The sequence below is a fragment of the Blautia fusiformis genome (genome assembly GCF_020686995.1).
GTDB classification, from domain to species: Bacteria; Bacillota; Clostridia; order Lachnospirales; family Lachnospiraceae; genus Blautia_A; species Blautia_A fusiformis.
Window position 1 is genome coordinate 292558 of record NZ_JAJEPT010000002.1, and the last position, 14084, is coordinate 306641.

14 protein-coding genes are annotated in these 14084 nt (G+C 40.3%); all 14 read left to right on the top strand.

The window, feature by feature from the left end; all coding sequences use genetic code 11:
• The first annotated feature begins 1 nt into the window (after position 1).
• The 14 genes from LKD46_RS03275 (at position 2) to rhuM (ending at position 14063) form a co-directional block, all read left to right on the top strand.
• Entirely contained in the window at positions 2-1039 is a 1038-nt protein-coding gene (locus LKD46_RS03275; RefSeq protein ID WP_110102140.1) for a 4Fe-4S dicluster domain-containing protein, read from the top strand.
• Entirely contained in the window at positions 1032-1886 is an 855-nt protein-coding gene (locus tag LKD46_RS03280; protein ID WP_015524689.1) for an FAD/NAD(P)-binding protein, read from the top strand. The genes LKD46_RS03275 and LKD46_RS03280 overlap by 8 nt, the downstream gene beginning before the upstream one ends.
• A gap of 233 nt (positions 1887-2119) precedes the next feature.
• Positions 2120-2833: a 2Fe-2S iron-sulfur cluster-binding protein gene (locus LKD46_RS03285; protein ID WP_330409178.1), complete on the top strand. Its 714-nt coding sequence runs from the start codon at positions 2120-2122 to the stop codon at positions 2831-2833.
• Positions 2834-2846: 13 nt separating this feature from the next.
• Entirely contained in the window at positions 2847-4457 is a 1611-nt protein-coding gene (locus tag LKD46_RS03290) for an FAD-dependent oxidoreductase (protein WP_022426050.1), read from the top strand.
• Between the two features lie 50 nt (positions 4458-4507).
• Positions 4508-5350 carry a fumarate hydratase gene (locus LKD46_RS03295; RefSeq protein ID WP_015524694.1) on the top strand — a complete coding sequence of 281 codons (843 nt, stop codon included), beginning with the start codon at positions 4508-4510 and terminating at the stop codon, positions 5348-5350.
• Between the two features lies 1 nt (position 5351).
• The gene (locus LKD46_RS03300; protein WP_022426051.1) at positions 5352-5915 is read left to right on the top strand and encodes a Fe-S-containing hydro-lyase; all 564 of its coding nucleotides are present in this window, start codon (positions 5352-5354) and stop codon (positions 5913-5915) included.
• Positions 5916-6163: 248 nt separating this feature from the next.
• Positions 6164-7216: a Fic family protein gene (locus LKD46_RS03305; RefSeq protein ID WP_110102142.1), complete on the top strand. Its 1053-nt coding sequence runs from the start codon at positions 6164-6166 to the stop codon at positions 7214-7216.
• 17 nt (positions 7217-7233) lie between these two features.
• Entirely contained in the window at positions 7234-8736 is a 1503-nt protein-coding gene (locus LKD46_RS03310; RefSeq protein WP_227573795.1) for a class I SAM-dependent DNA methyltransferase, read from the top strand.
• Between the two features lie 49 nt (positions 8737-8785).
• Positions 8786-9925 (top strand): restriction endonuclease subunit S, encoded by a 1140-nt coding sequence (locus LKD46_RS03315; RefSeq protein ID WP_227573796.1) that lies wholly within the window; start codon positions 8786-8788, stop codon positions 9923-9925.
• Between the two features lie 16 nt (positions 9926-9941).
• Complete coding sequence (locus LKD46_RS03320) at positions 9942-10400, top strand: DUF3990 domain-containing protein (protein ID WP_227573797.1); 459 nt, start codon at positions 9942-9944, stop codon at positions 10398-10400.
• Entirely contained in the window at positions 10401-10862 is a 462-nt protein-coding gene (locus tag LKD46_RS03325; RefSeq protein ID WP_227573798.1) for a hypothetical protein, read from the top strand. It begins immediately after the preceding gene.
• Positions 10863-10910: 48 nt separating this feature from the next.
• Entirely contained in the window at positions 10911-11879 is a 969-nt protein-coding gene (gene xerA / locus LKD46_RS03330) for a site-specific tyrosine recombinase/integron integrase (protein ID WP_227573799.1), read from the top strand.
• Positions 11880-11914: 35 nt separating this feature from the next.
• Positions 11915-12985, top strand: coding sequence for a restriction endonuclease subunit S (locus tag LKD46_RS03335; protein WP_227573800.1), 1071 nt, complete (start codon positions 11915-11917; stop codon positions 12983-12985).
• A 142-nt stretch (positions 12986-13127) separates the two neighbouring features.
• A complete protein-coding gene (gene rhuM / locus LKD46_RS03340; protein ID WP_021651421.1) occupies positions 13128-14063 on the top strand; it encodes a virulence RhuM family protein/type II toxin-antitoxin system death-on-curing family toxin in 936 nt (311 codons plus the stop codon).
• Positions 14064-14084: the final 21 nt, after the last annotated feature.

Genomic DNA, 14084 nt, shown 5'->3' on the forward strand with positions numbered 1-14084 from the left:
TATGTATAAGATCGCAGTAGAAAATCTGCCGGCATTATTCCGGAAAATTGCCGCAGACCAGGAATTATATTTACCGGTAAAGGTAAGTGAACAGGTGAACTTCAAGGCATGGAGCGAGGATGCAGAAGTTTCCCTTGAAACACTGAAAACCGTGAAATCACCGAAGGATGCTTTCTTTCCGCAGAGTGAAAATCTCTATACCTGTAAAAAGGACGGAAAAAATATCAGCATTGAGCCTCAGGCGCTGAAAGACCAGAATTTTGTTGTATTCGGAATGAGAGCCTGTGATGTACAGGGCGTGAAGGTCCTCGACAAGGTGTTTCTTGGGGATCCGGTGGATACTTTTTACCAGGCAAGAAGAGAACATGGAACTATCGTAGCTCTTGCCTGTCATGAACCGGAGGAAAGCTGCTTCTGTAAAGTATTTGGCATTGATGCCGCAGATCCGGAAGCAGATGTTGCAGCCTGGATCATCGAGGGAGAACTTTTCTGGAAGCCTCTCACAGAAAAAGGAAATGCTCTGACAGAAGCTGTGAAGGAGCTTTTGGCAGACGCTGATGAGACAAAGGTAGAAGGGGAAAAGAAGGCGATCCGTGACATTATCGAGCTTCTTCCATATACACATCTTTCACTGGAAGGATGGGCGCAGGAAGAATACATGGACCGTTTCAATTCTCCTGTATGGGAGAAACTGTACAAGCCTTGTCTTGCCTGCGGAACCTGTACCTTCGTATGTCCGACCTGTCAGTGCTATGACATTAAGGATTACGACACAGGGCACGGTGTTCACCGTTACCGCTGCTGGGATTCCTGCATGTACTCTGATTTTACCATGATGGCTCACGGAAACAACCGTACCAGCCAGATGCAGAGATTCCGTCAGAGATTTATGCATAAGCTTGTTTATTATCCGTTAAATAATGACGGCATGTTCTCCTGTGTTGGCTGCGGCCGCTGCGTGGAGAAATGTCCGGAATCTTTAAATATCGTAAAAGTCATCAAGGCCTTTGAAAAACAGGGAGGTGAAAAGAATGAGTGAATGTACCTGTCATAAAAATTATACACTGGATACGCTGATCCCCAAGGTTGGCGTGATCACAGATATCCGTCAGGAGACACCGGATGTAAAAACCTTCCGTGTGGAAGCTCCGGAGGGTGGAAAGCTTTTCGAGCATATGCCAGGACAGTGTGCCATGGTCTGTGCACCAGGAGTCAGTGAAGGTATGTTTTCCATTACTTCTTCTCCGACTGTAAAGGATTATCAGGAATTCAGCATCAAAAAATGCGGATCCCTTACCGATTATCTCCACAGCCTTCAGGTTGGAGATGAGATCGCAGTCCGCGGACCATACGGAAATCATTTTCCGGTGGAAGATAAGTTAAAGGGAAAAAATCTCCTGTTTATCGCAGGTGGAATCGGTCTGGCACCTCTTCGTTCTGTGATCAATTATGTGCTGGATAACCGTGAGGATTACGGAACAGTAGATATTCTCTATGGTTCCCGTTCCGCAGATGATCTGGTGCAGCTTAAGGAAATCCAGGAAGTATGGATGAAAACAGAAGGTGTAAATGTATATCTTACCATTGACCGCGAGCAGGAAGGCTGGGACGGTCATGTAGGATTTGTTCCGAATTATCTGAAGGAGATTGGTTTTGATACCAATAAGACCGCTCTGGTCTGCGGCCCGCCGATCATGATCAAATTCGTTCTGGCAGGACTGGAAGAGCTGGGCTTCTCCAGAGATCAGGTATATACCACACTGGAGCTTCGTATGAAATGCGGTGTCGGAAAATGCGGCCGCTGCAACATCGGAGACAAATACGTCTGCAAAGACGGCCCGGTATTCCGATGTGATGAGGTGGATGAATTACCTAATGAGTACTAAGTTATAGATTGCACCTTAAGAAACTTTCAAATATATGCGCTGGTTATAGCCAGTACACAGCCATGTGGAACAGCCATCTCGCTAAGATGCCCATTTTAGGAGCGGTTTTAGCGGCGCTGAAATCCAGTACTTACGAAGACTTAGGAGTGAAGGCTCTCCTGAACTCCTTAGTCGCAGTTAGTACTTAGTTCAGCAGAGCGTTGCGACGGGCACGTGTGAGATGGCTGTTCCACATGGCGTACGATTTGGATAAAAGAAAGGACACCAACATGGAAAATAATATGGTAAACGTATATTTTTTCGGTAAAAAATACAGCGTTCCCGGTGATCTGACCATTATGACAGCTATGGAATATGCCGGTTATACATTAAAAAGAGGATGCGGCTGCAGACACGGATTCTGCGGCGCCTGCGCGACCATCTACAGGATCAAGGGACAGAATGAGCTGAAAACCTGTCTCGCCTGTCAGACACAGGTGCAGGAAGGAATGTATGTGGCAAGTATCCCGTTCTTCCCTACAGACAAGAGACTTTATAATATAGAAGATCTTAAGCCGAACCAGCAGGTAATGATGGAGCTTTATCCGGAGATCTACAGCTGCATCGGATGCAATGCCTGCACAAAGGCCTGTACACAGGACTTAAATGTCATGCAGTATATTGCATATGCGCAGAGAGGTGAGCTTGAAAAATGTGCAGAGGAATCCTTTGACTGTGTAAGCTGCGGCTGCTGTTCCGTAAGATGTCCGGCAGGAATTTCCCATCCGATGGTAGGCCTTCTGGCAAGACGTCTCACCGGAAAATATATTGCGCCGAAAAGCGAGCATCTGGAGAAACGTGTGGAAGAGATCCACGAGGGCAAATTTGACGGTATGATCGAGAAGATCATGCAGAAGCCGATCACAGAGATGCAGGAACTTTACAACAGCAGAGAAATCGAGAAGTAGGAGGGCGTAAAACATGTATGCACCATATCCAGAAAATATGATGGAATCCATCAAAAAGGTAGAGGCTACAAGAGCGGAGCGTATGGCAACAGAGCCAAGACGTCTGAGTGCAGATGAGAAAGATGCTCTTCTCAAAAAATTCCATCCGGATTATAACCCGGATGCATTTGCAGAGATTAAGGTAGGACCGAACAAGGGACAGAAAGCACCACTGGAACTGACAAAAATGCTCCATTCAGAAAGCCGTCTGCTCAACGAAAAAATCGATCTTACAAAAATCGATTATGATGTAGATGTACTGATCATCGGCGGTGGCGGAGCAGGCTCTTCCTGTGCCATCGAGGCCCACAACGCAGGTGCCAACGTTATGATCGTTACAAAGCTCCGTATCGGTGATGCCAACACCATGATGGCAGAAGGCGGGATCCAGGCAGCAGATAAAGAAAATGATTCCCCGGTACAGCATTATCTGGACTGCTTTGGAGGCGGACATTTTGCCGCAAAACCGGAGCTTGTAAAAAGACTGGTAATGGAAGCACCGGATGCGATCAAATGGCTCAACGACCTTGGTGTTGAGTTTGATAAAGCAGAAGACGGAACCATGGTCACTACACATGGCGGCGGTACCTCCAGAAAGAGAATGCATGCTGCAAAGGATTATTCCGGATCAGAGATCATGCGTACTATCCGTGATGAGGTCTTAAATCTTAAGATCCCGGTAGTGGAATTTACATCCGCTGTAGAACTTCTGAAGGATGAAAAAGGTCAGACTGCCGGTGCAGTCCTTCTCAACATGGAAACCGGAGACTATTCCGTTGCAAGAGCAAAAACAGTTGTAATTGCAACCGGTGGTGCAGGAAGAATGCATTATCAGGGATTCCCGACCTCCAATCACTACGGAGCAACTGCTGACGGACTCGTGCTTGGATACAGAGCAGGCGCTTCCCTTCTTTACCAGGATTCTATCCAGTATCATCCAACAGGTGCGATCTATCCGTCACAGATCCTTGGTGCCCTGGTAACAGAGAAGGTTCGTTCCGTTGGTGCACAGCTTGTAAATGCAAACGGAGAAGCTTATATCCATCCGCTGGAAACCCGTGACGTAAATGCTTCCGGTGTTATCCGTGAGTGTGAGGAAGGCCGTGGCGTGGAAGTTCCAGGTGGACGAAAAGGTGTATGGCTGGATACTCCGATGATCGAGATCCTGGGCGGTGAGGGAACTATCGAAAAGAGGATCCCTGCCATGTTCCGTATGTACATGAATTACGGCATTGATATGAGAAAAGTCCCGATCGTGATCTACCCGACCCTTCATTATCAGAACGGCGGACTTGAGATCAACGGAGACGGCTTTACAAAAGAAATCCCGAACCTTTTGGTTGCAGGAGAGGCAGCAGGCGGAATCCACGGAAGAAACCGACTGATGGGCAACTCTCTTCTTGATGTAATTGTATTCGGACGAAATGCAGGTAAAAAAGCAGCTGCCAAATGCAAAGAGGTAGAGCTTGGCACTATGAATCTGGATCATATCAGAAAATATGAAGAGGAACTGAAAAATGCAGGAGTTGATACAGGAGACGTATCTCCTATGCTTCTGCCGAAATATGCCCGCCACGAACGTTAACAATATGTTATGATAATAAAAACATATGAGATAAGCGAAAGGAGTCTATTATGAGAGAAATCGAAGTAAACAGACTTACAGAGATTATCGAAAAACTCTGTATCGAAGCCAATGAACATCTCCCGGAAGATGTGAAGGATGCTATCAAAACCTGCCGTGCCTGCGAGGACGGCGAGATCGCAAAAGGTGTCCTTGATAACATTATCGAGAATTTTGATATCGCGGACAGTGAGAATGTTCCGATCTGTCAGGATACCGGAATGGCATGCGTATTCCTTGAAATTGGTCAGGATGTCCACTTTACAGGCGGAGATTTAAATGATGCCATTAATGAAGGTGTACGCCGCGGATACGATAAAGGTTACCTGAGAAAATCCGTTGTCAAGGATCCGGTACGCCGTGGAAACACAGGTGACAATACACCGGCTATGATCTATACAGAGATCGTTCCTGGAGATCAGGTGAAAGTAACTGTAGGACCAAAAGGCTTCGGAAGCGAGAATATGAGCCAGATCCGTATGTTCAAGCCATCTGCAGGCCTTCAGGGAATCAAGGATTTCATTCTTGAGGTTGTAGAAACTGCAGGTCCGAACCCATGTCCTCCTATGGTAGTTGGTGTTGGTATCGGAGGAACTTTTGACAAATGTGCACTTCTTGCAAAGAAAGCGCTGATGCGTCCTCTGAATACAGAGAACCCGGATCCTTACTATGCAGATCTTGAGAAAGAGATGCTGGAGAAGATCAACAAGCTTGGTATCGGACCTCAGGGCTTTGGCGGAAAGACCACAGCTATCGGTCTGAACATTGAGACTATGCCTACTCATATCGCAGGTATGCCATGTGCAGTTAATATCAACTGCCATGTAACACGTCATAAAACGGAGGTGCTTTAATATGGAAAGAAGAAAGATCACACTGCCTCTGACAAGAGAGCTGGCAAGAACTCTCCATGCAGGCGACCAGGTTTTACTGACAGGAACCATCTATACGTCCCGTGATGCAGGTCACAAGAGAATGTGCGAGGCCCTTGCAAAAGGAGAAAAGATTCCTTTTGACCCTACAGATGCTACCATTTACTATGTAGGTCCGACTCCGGCAAAACCAGGCGAAGTCATCGGCTCCGCAGGCCCTACAACCAGCGGCCGTATGGATGCCTATGCACCGACCATGATGTCCGTAGGCGCCAGAGGAATGATCGGAAAAGGTGCCCGCCTTCCGGAAGTCGTAGATGCAATGAAAAAATATGACGGCGTATATTTCGGAGCCATCGGCGGTGCAGGTGCACTTCTTGCAAAATGCATCAAAAAAGCAGAGCTTATCGCTTACGAAGACCTCGGAGCAGAAGCACTCCGCAAGCTTTATGTGGAAGACATGCCGCTTGTAGTCATCATTGACAGCGAGGGAAATAACCTCTACGAAGAGGGACGTGCAGAGTACCTGAAAGACCACGCAGAATAATCTTTTGCCCCAAAATGTGATATTGTGATATATTTCAAAAAGGAATAAAAAGGATAAAAGTCCGACAGTAAATGCTGAAGATCCGTGCAGAAGCATTTATTGTTGGGCTTTTTAATTTTATCATTTCACTTTCAATTTAATCATTCTTGCGAAAATGATCAAATTAAAGTTGACAATGATAAGATTGATTTATATACTTGAAGTAAATAAAATCCAAAAAGAGTGATAAAGAAGGTGATGAAAAATATATGAGACAGTTTGATTATCGGGAAAAGTGGAAAAATCTGTTGACTCCTGAAATTGTATCTTACCTGACACAGATACATGAATTTAAAGGAGAACAAACTCTTTTTATTGAGGCCAAAGCAGATACTCTTACACAATTAGTTGAAATCGCCAAGATTCAAAGTACGGAAAGTTCCAATAAAATAGAAGGTATTTATACATCAGACATTAGATTGCGGGAATTGGTAAAAGACAAAACAAGGCCAAGAACAAGAAATGAACAGGAGATTGCCGGATACAGAGATGTATTGAATACAATTCATGAAAGCCATGACCATATCCCACCAAAGTCTGCGATTATTTTACAGCTTCACAGAGATTTGTATAAATTTGAAAGTTACAATATTGGAGGGAAATATAAAACTGCAGATAATGTCATTGAGGAAGAAGATTCTCAGGGAATAAAAAAAATACGGTTTAAACCAGTACCGGCATGGGAAACACCGGAAGCAATGGAAGAACTATGCAGAGCATTTGAAGAGGCAATGGCAACAGGAGAAATAGATCCGCTTCTTTTGATTCCAATGTTTATTCTGGATTTCCTATGCATACATCCGTTTAATGACGGCAATGGAAGAATGAGCCGTTTACTTACACTGTTACTTTTGTACAGATCCGGCTATATTGTGGGAAAATATATCAGTATCGAGAGAATGATAGAAAATTCAAAGGAATTATACTATGAATGTTTAAGGGAAAGTTCTGAGAACTGGTATGAGAATAAGAATGATTATGTACCATTTGTAAAATATATGCTTGGCGTTATCGTAGGAGCATACAGAGAGTTTTCTTCAAGAATAAAATTGCTGATAACGCAGAATATATCAAAACCGGAGCGAATAGAAGAGATTATAAAAAACACTCTGGGAACAATTACAAAAAAGGAAATCGCAGAAAAGTGTCCGGATATTAGTGTGGTAACGATACAGAGAACACTGGCAGAATTACTGACAGCAGAAAAAATTTTAAAAATCGGCGGCGGAAGGTATACGAAATATACCTGGAATAATGAGTAATAGATGGGAGATAAAAAATGATCACTGGTGAATTAAAAAACAAAATAGATGGTTTATGGGATATATTTGCGGCAGGAGGACTTGTCAATCCACTGGAAGTAATCGAACAGATTACATACCTGATGTTTATTCATGATCTGGATGATTCCGATAATATGCGTGCAAGAGAAAGTGCAATGCTTGGCTTGCCATTTCAGAGTATTTTTTCCGGAGAAGTAAAAATAGGTGAGAGAACAATTGACGGAAGTCAGCTGAAATGGTCCGTATTCCATGATTTTCCGGCAGACAGAATGTATATGATCATGCAGGAATGGGTATTTCCGTTTATAAAAAATCTTCATAATGATAAAAACAGTGCATATTCCAAATATATGGACGATGCGATATTTAAGCTTCCGACACCACTCCTTTTATCCAAAGTGGTGGATTCTCTGGATGAAATTTACAAACTTATGAATGAAATCCAGACAGCAGATGTCAGAGGAGATGTATATGAATATCTTCTTTCAAAAATAGCTCAGTCCGGACGGAATGGACAGTTCCGTACACCAAGACATATTATCCGGATGATGGTTGAGATGATGGATCCGTCCAGTGATGAGATTATCTGTGATCCGTCATGTGGAACCTCCGGATTTCTGGTTGCAGCAGGAGAATATCTGAAAGAAAAAAGAAAAGAAGAAATTTTTTATGATAAGCAGAAAAAAAATCATTACATGAATCATATGTTCCATGGATACGATATGGACCGCACCATGCTTCGTATTGGAGCTATGAATATGATGACTCACGGAATAGAAAATCCTTATATTGAGTATCGGGATAGCTTATCTGATCAGAATGCAGATAAAGATCAGTATTCTCTTGTGCTGGCAAACCCTCCTTTTAAAGGAAGCCTGGATGCAGAATCTGTTTCAGGAGATCTTCTTAAAGTTTGCAAGACAAAGAAAACAGAACTTTTATTTCTGGCTTTGTTCCTGAGGATTATGAAAATTGGAGGAAGATGCGCTTGTATTGTACCAGATGGTGTACTTTTCGGATCATCACGGGCACATAAATCCATCCGTAAGGAAATCGTTGAGAATCAAAGACTGGAAGCTGTAATATCCATGCCTTCCGGTGTATTTAAACCCTATGCAGGAGTATCCACAGCGATCCTCATTTTTACAAAAACAGAACACGGTGGAACAGATCAGGTATGGTTCTACGATATGAAAGCAGATGGATTCAGTCTGGACGATAAACGTACTCCGGTCACAGAGAATGACATTCCGGATATTATAGAGCGTTTCAAAAATCTTGATAAAGAAGCAGAACGGAAGCGAACAGACCAGTCATTTATGGTACCGAAAAAAGATATTGTGGAAAATAACTATGACCTCAGTATCAATAAATACAAAGAAATTGAATACACCCCGGTGGAATATCCGCCAACATCAGAAATCATGGCCAATATCCGGGAACTGGAGCTAGAGATTGGAAAAGAAATGGATGAGTTGGAGAGGTTGTTGGGATTATAAGAGAAAGGATGGCAGATTCGAAAATTCGGGTTTGTGTGGGATGATGTAGATGGAATATACTAAATTAAAATATATAAATCAATATAAGAGTAAAAGTATCAATCCAGCCAAAACACCTGATACTATTTTTGAAATGTATAGTGTTCCTATTTATGCAACAGGACATCCTGAGTATTTGCGCGGAGATGAAATTGCATCGAATAAAGCAATAGTTCGGAAAAATGATATTTTGCTGTGTAAGATTAATCCAAGAATTAACAGAGTTTGGGTGGTTTCTGATGAGTCAGGTAAACAAAATATTGCTTCATCAGAATGGATAGTGATAAGAAATAGTGAATACAATCCTGAGTTTTTAGCGTGGTATTTTAGAACACCAAAATTTCAAAAATTTATGACAAGTGAGATAACTGGTATAGGAGGATCTTTAACAAGAGCGCAGCCTAAATGTGTAGCGGAGTATCCGGTTCCTGTTTTAAATAGAAAAAAGCAAGATGAAATTGTTAATATCCTTGACAAATGTAAGCTTGTGATTGACTCTCGAAAAAGAGAATTGCTTGAATTGGATAACATCATTAAAGCCCGATTTGTCGAGCTGTTTGGAGACCCTAGAAGTAATCCGTTTGGATTCGAGAAGAAGATGTTAAAAGATACGTGCAAAGTTATTACTGGCAATACACCTTCACGAGCAATAGCAGAATATTATGGTGATTATATAGAATGGATAAAGACAGATAATATTGTTTCTGGAATTCTTAATCCAACTCAAGCGACAGAGAGTTTGTCTGAAAAGGGTATGAATGTTGGACGTACAGTTGAAAAGGATTCTATTCTTATGGCTTGTATTGCTGGAAGTATAGCAAGTATTGGTAGAGTTTGCATTACAGATAGAACAGTGGCATTTAACCAGCAGATTAATGCAGTAGTACCTGAACAATACAATATTTTGTTTTTGTATGTGCTGCTTCAGATGTCCAAGGATTATCTTGTGGAAGATATAAATATGGCATTAAAAGGTATATTGTCTAAATCGAAGCTTGAGGAAAAAGAGTTTATTATTCCACCGATGGATTTGCAGGAACAGTTTTCCGACTTCGTCAAACAAGTCGACAAATCAAAAGTTAAAGTGCAAAAAGCACTGGATGAAACACAAAAGTTATTCGATAGTCTGATGCAACAATACTTTGGCTAGAAAGGGGAGAAGCTGAATGGCGATAATGACGGTGTACCATGGTGGATATCAGGCTGTAGAGAAAACGGAAATCAGAAAAGGTCGTAATACAAAAGATTTTGGAACTGGTTTTTACTGTACGATTATAAAAGAACAGGCTCAAAGATGGGCCAGGAGATATGACACGAAGGTCGTATCTGTATATGATGTGTATTTAAAACCGGATCTGAAAATAAAAGAATTCAAAGATATGACAGAAGAATGGCTGGATTTTATAATTGCATGTCGGAGCGGGAAAAATCATGAATATGATATTGTAATCGGCGCAATGGCAGATGATCAGATTTATAATTTTGTTTCTGATTATATGGACGGTACGATTACCAGAGAACAGTTCTGGGTTCTGGCAAAGTTCAAGTATCCAACTCATCAGATAGCATTTTGTTCCAAAGAATCATTGAAATGCCTGAAGTATAGAGATTGTGAGGTGCTATAAATGGCAGGAGAAGGACGTGAAAGCAAAAAAGATAACGATTTATTTTACACATGCAGCCTGATCGATTACATTGCCAGGAAAACAAAGAATACACGGGCAGACGTTGTAAATAAACTTGGAAAGCAGAGAATTGATAAAATCTATGACCTGGCAGATATTTACCATTGTGACAACATTGACAGAGTCAGCGATGATTTTATCGAAGAAGCAGGAATAAAAGAAGGAGATTTTGACAATGTGGGTGATTGTAAATACAGCATTCCATCACATTGGGACATTGGAAAAGTATATAAGCGGCTGATAAAAATGGTTGCTGCAGATGAGGGTATTGGAATTATAGAAGCTTTAATAAAAGTATACAATTCCTTTATCAGTGCAAAGATTGATGACTACAACAGCAGTGTATATTACGAAAATCCGTCATATATATTTGAATCGTATCGGGAAAACAAAATGCTATAAACAAAATGGTTGAAGGATGCTGGTATATTTTGAAAGGAGTATGCCAGTATGGAAGAAAAAGTAGTAAAAATATTAAATGAAATGTCAGAATATCTGTCAATTACACAGATGAAAAAGCTTCAGGAAGTAATTTTGAAGGTGTGTGCAGAGAAGAAAACTGATAAAGTGGAAATATCCAATACGGATTTTCTTAAAATGTTTTTGGATGCAAAGAAAATAGAAGGCTGTTCAGAAAGAACCATTCAATATTATAAAGTTACGGTAGAACATTTGCTATCCCATATTGAAACATCTGTAAGGAAGATCACAACAGAGGAAATACGGACATATCTGGCAGAATATCAGAAGAATAATAAATGTTCAAATGTTACGGTGGATAACATTCGAAGAAACATTTCCAGCTTTTTCTCCTGGTTGGAGGAAGAAGATTATATTTTAAAAAGTCCTATGAAACGGATTCATAAGATTAAAACTAAAACGGTAATAAAAAGCGTTATTACAGATGAAGGGATTGAACAACTCAGAGATAACTGCAAAGAAATCAGGGATCTGGCAATTATAGATTTGCTATATTCTACAGGAATACGAGTAGGTGAACTGGTAAATCTGAATGTTGATGACATTGATTTGGAAGGGCGTGAGTGCATTGTATACGGAAAGGGAGACAAAGAGCGGCGTGTATATTTTGATGCAAAAGCGAAGGTGCATTTAAAAAAATATATTGATCATCGAAAAGATAATAATTCTGCATTGTTTGTAACCCTGGATGCACCGCATGACAGACTAAAAATAAGCGGAGTGGAAATTCGTTTAAGGGAATTAGGAAGACGAATTGATTTGGAACGCATTCATCCCCATAAATTTCGAAGAACCATGGCAACCAGAGCAATAGATAAAGGAATGCCAATAGAACAGGTGCAAAAAATATTAGGACATTCACAAATTGATACAACGATGCAGTATGCGATGGTGAATCAAAACAATGTCAAAACATCTCATCAGAAATTTATGAGCTGAATTTTATTCAAATTCGGGTTTGTAGGGGTGAATAAATGAATTATGTGATGCTAAAAGATGTCTGTGCTATTAATATGGGACAGTCACCTGATTCAAAGAGTTATAACGATACTGGTGATGGTGTTCCATTCTTTCAAGGAAATGCAGATTTTGGTGCAAGGTATCCTGTTACAAGAAAATGGTGTTCAGAGCCAACGAAAATGGCAGCTCCAAATGACATTCTTATTTCTGTAAGAGCACCTATTGGAGCAATGAACTATGCAAGGGAAAATTGTTGTATAGGTCGAGGACTTGCAGCATTAACACCTGATAAGTCAAAGGCTTTACCAGAGTTTATCTTTTGGTTGCTTAAAGGAAAAAATGCTGAATTAAACAGCAAAGGAACAGGAAGTACATTTAAGGCTATTAGTCGAAAAGTGCTTGAAGAGATTATGATTCCAGAAATTTCTTTGGAAAAACAGATAGAGTTTTCAGAAATATTAGAAAGAGTATATGGAGTTATTCAAGCAAGAAAAGAAGAACTTCAGAAACTGGATGAACTTATCAAAGCCCGATTTGTCGAGATGTTTGGTGATATTAATATTAATGACAAGCATTGGGAGTGTGAGCCATTAGGTGAACTTTGTACCATAGTAAGAGGTGGTTCACCAAGACCGATAGAACAGTTCTTAGGTGGAGATGTTCCTTGGATTAAGATAGGTGATGCCACTGATGGAGATAATATATATCTAAGTTCAACAAAAGAACATATTATCCAAGAGGGGGTAAAGAAGAGCAGACTTGTAAAAGCAGGGAGTTTGATATTTGCAAATTGTGGGGTGTCGCTTGGGTTTGCAAGAATTATTACATTTGACGGATGTATTCACGATGGTTGGCTTGCAATGGAAGGTATAGATGAAAGACTTGATAAGGTATTTTTATTGCAAGCATTAAATCAAATGACAGAGCATTTTAGAGCAATAGCTCCAGCAGGAACGCAACCTAATTTGAATACAGCAATAATGAAAGCATACAAGCAGGTCATACCGCCTATTGAGTTACAAAGGGACTTTATTAGGTTTGTCAAACAAGTCAACAAATCAAAATTTATCAATCAGCTTTTATAGAAAATGGAATTATATATGTCACGTTACAATCGAGAAAGTGAAATAAAGCAAAAGAAATGTTTTACGGAGATACGTGAGAGAAATTACTTACTACGAGGGGGGATGAAATTTACAATGGTATATTTTCAGAAGAGGGTTAAATATGCAAAATGAAATAATCTTATTTGAAACTGCTGATAAGGAAATAAAATTAACTGTGTCTGTCAAAAATAATACCGTATGGCTTAATAGAAATCAGCTAGCTAAATTATTTGGAAGAGATGTAAAGACAATTGGTAAACATATTAATAATGCATTAAAAGAAGAACTGGATAATTCAGTTGTCGCAAATTTTGCGACAACTGCTTCAGATGGAAAAGTGTATCAAGTAGAACATTATAATTTAGATATGATTATTTCTATAGGCTATAGAGTCAAATCTAACAGAGGTGTAGAATTTAGAAAATGGGCAAATAATGTTCTGAAACAGTATATCCTACAAGGCTATGCAATCAATAAAAAAAGATTAGAAGCCTTACAGAGAACAGTAAATATTCAAACCAAAATGCTTGCATGTACTTTGGAAATAGATGAAGCAGAGGTGCTAAAAGCTGTTGATTTATATACAAATGCCTTGATGTTATTAGACCAGTATGATCACCAGTCGATTAAAAAGCCTGCAGGAAATAAAGCCATATACAGAATTACATACGAGGATTGTAGAAATATGGTGAATGCAATGGAAGATTCATTTCATTCGGATGTCTTTGGTGTTGAAAAAGAAACGGGGAAAGTTGAAGGTATTCTTGCAGCAATTTACCAAAATGTTTTCGGAGGAGAGGTTTATCCTTCTTTAGAAGAGAAAGCCGCTAATCTTTTGTATTTTATGATAAAAGATCATCCCTATGCTGATGGATGTAAGAGAATTGCTGCATCGTTATTTTTGGAATTTTTAGCTCGCAATGATGTACTCTACAAAGATGGACAGAAAAGGATAAGTGATGGTGCATTAGTAGCAATTACATTGATGATTGCAGAGTCAGATCCAAAAGAAAAAGATATTATGGTTAATTTGGTAATGAATTTATTGTCAATGTAAAGTGAAAGTAAAAGAGGGAGG

Excerpts from the sequence above, each read along its gene's own strand:
- LKD46_RS03275 (WP_110102140.1), top strand. The coding sequence starts at position 2 with ATGTATAAGATCGCAGTAGAAAATCTGCCGGCATTATTCCGGAAAATT.
- LKD46_RS03280 (WP_015524689.1), top strand. The coding sequence starts at position 1,032 with ATGAGTGAATGTACCTGTCATAAAAATTATACACTGGATACGCTGATC.
- LKD46_RS03285 (WP_330409178.1), top strand. The coding sequence starts at position 2,120 with ATGGCGTACGATTTGGATAAAAGAAAGGACACCAACATGGAAAATAAT.
- LKD46_RS03290 (WP_022426050.1), top strand. The coding sequence starts at position 2,847 with ATGTATGCACCATATCCAGAAAATATGATGGAATCCATCAAAAAGGTA.
- LKD46_RS03295 (WP_015524694.1), top strand. The coding sequence starts at position 4,508 with ATGAGAGAAATCGAAGTAAACAGACTTACAGAGATTATCGAAAAACTC.
- LKD46_RS03300 (WP_022426051.1), top strand. The coding sequence starts at position 5,352 with ATGGAAAGAAGAAAGATCACACTGCCTCTGACAAGAGAGCTGGCAAGA.
- LKD46_RS03305 (WP_110102142.1), top strand. The coding sequence starts at position 6,164 with ATGAGACAGTTTGATTATCGGGAAAAGTGGAAAAATCTGTTGACTCCT.
- LKD46_RS03310 (WP_227573795.1), top strand. The coding sequence starts at position 7,234 with ATGATCACTGGTGAATTAAAAAACAAAATAGATGGTTTATGGGATATA.
- LKD46_RS03315 (WP_227573796.1), top strand. The coding sequence starts at position 8,786 with ATGGAATATACTAAATTAAAATATATAAATCAATATAAGAGTAAAAGT.
- LKD46_RS03320 (WP_227573797.1), top strand. The coding sequence starts at position 9,942 with ATGGCGATAATGACGGTGTACCATGGTGGATATCAGGCTGTAGAGAAA.
- LKD46_RS03325 (WP_227573798.1), top strand. The coding sequence starts at position 10,401 with ATGGCAGGAGAAGGACGTGAAAGCAAAAAAGATAACGATTTATTTTAC.
- xerA (WP_227573799.1), top strand. The coding sequence starts at position 10,911 with ATGGAAGAAAAAGTAGTAAAAATATTAAATGAAATGTCAGAATATCTG.
- LKD46_RS03335 (WP_227573800.1), top strand. The coding sequence starts at position 11,915 with ATGAATTATGTGATGCTAAAAGATGTCTGTGCTATTAATATGGGACAG.
- rhuM (WP_021651421.1), top strand. The coding sequence starts at position 13,128 with ATGCAAAATGAAATAATCTTATTTGAAACTGCTGATAAGGAAATAAAA.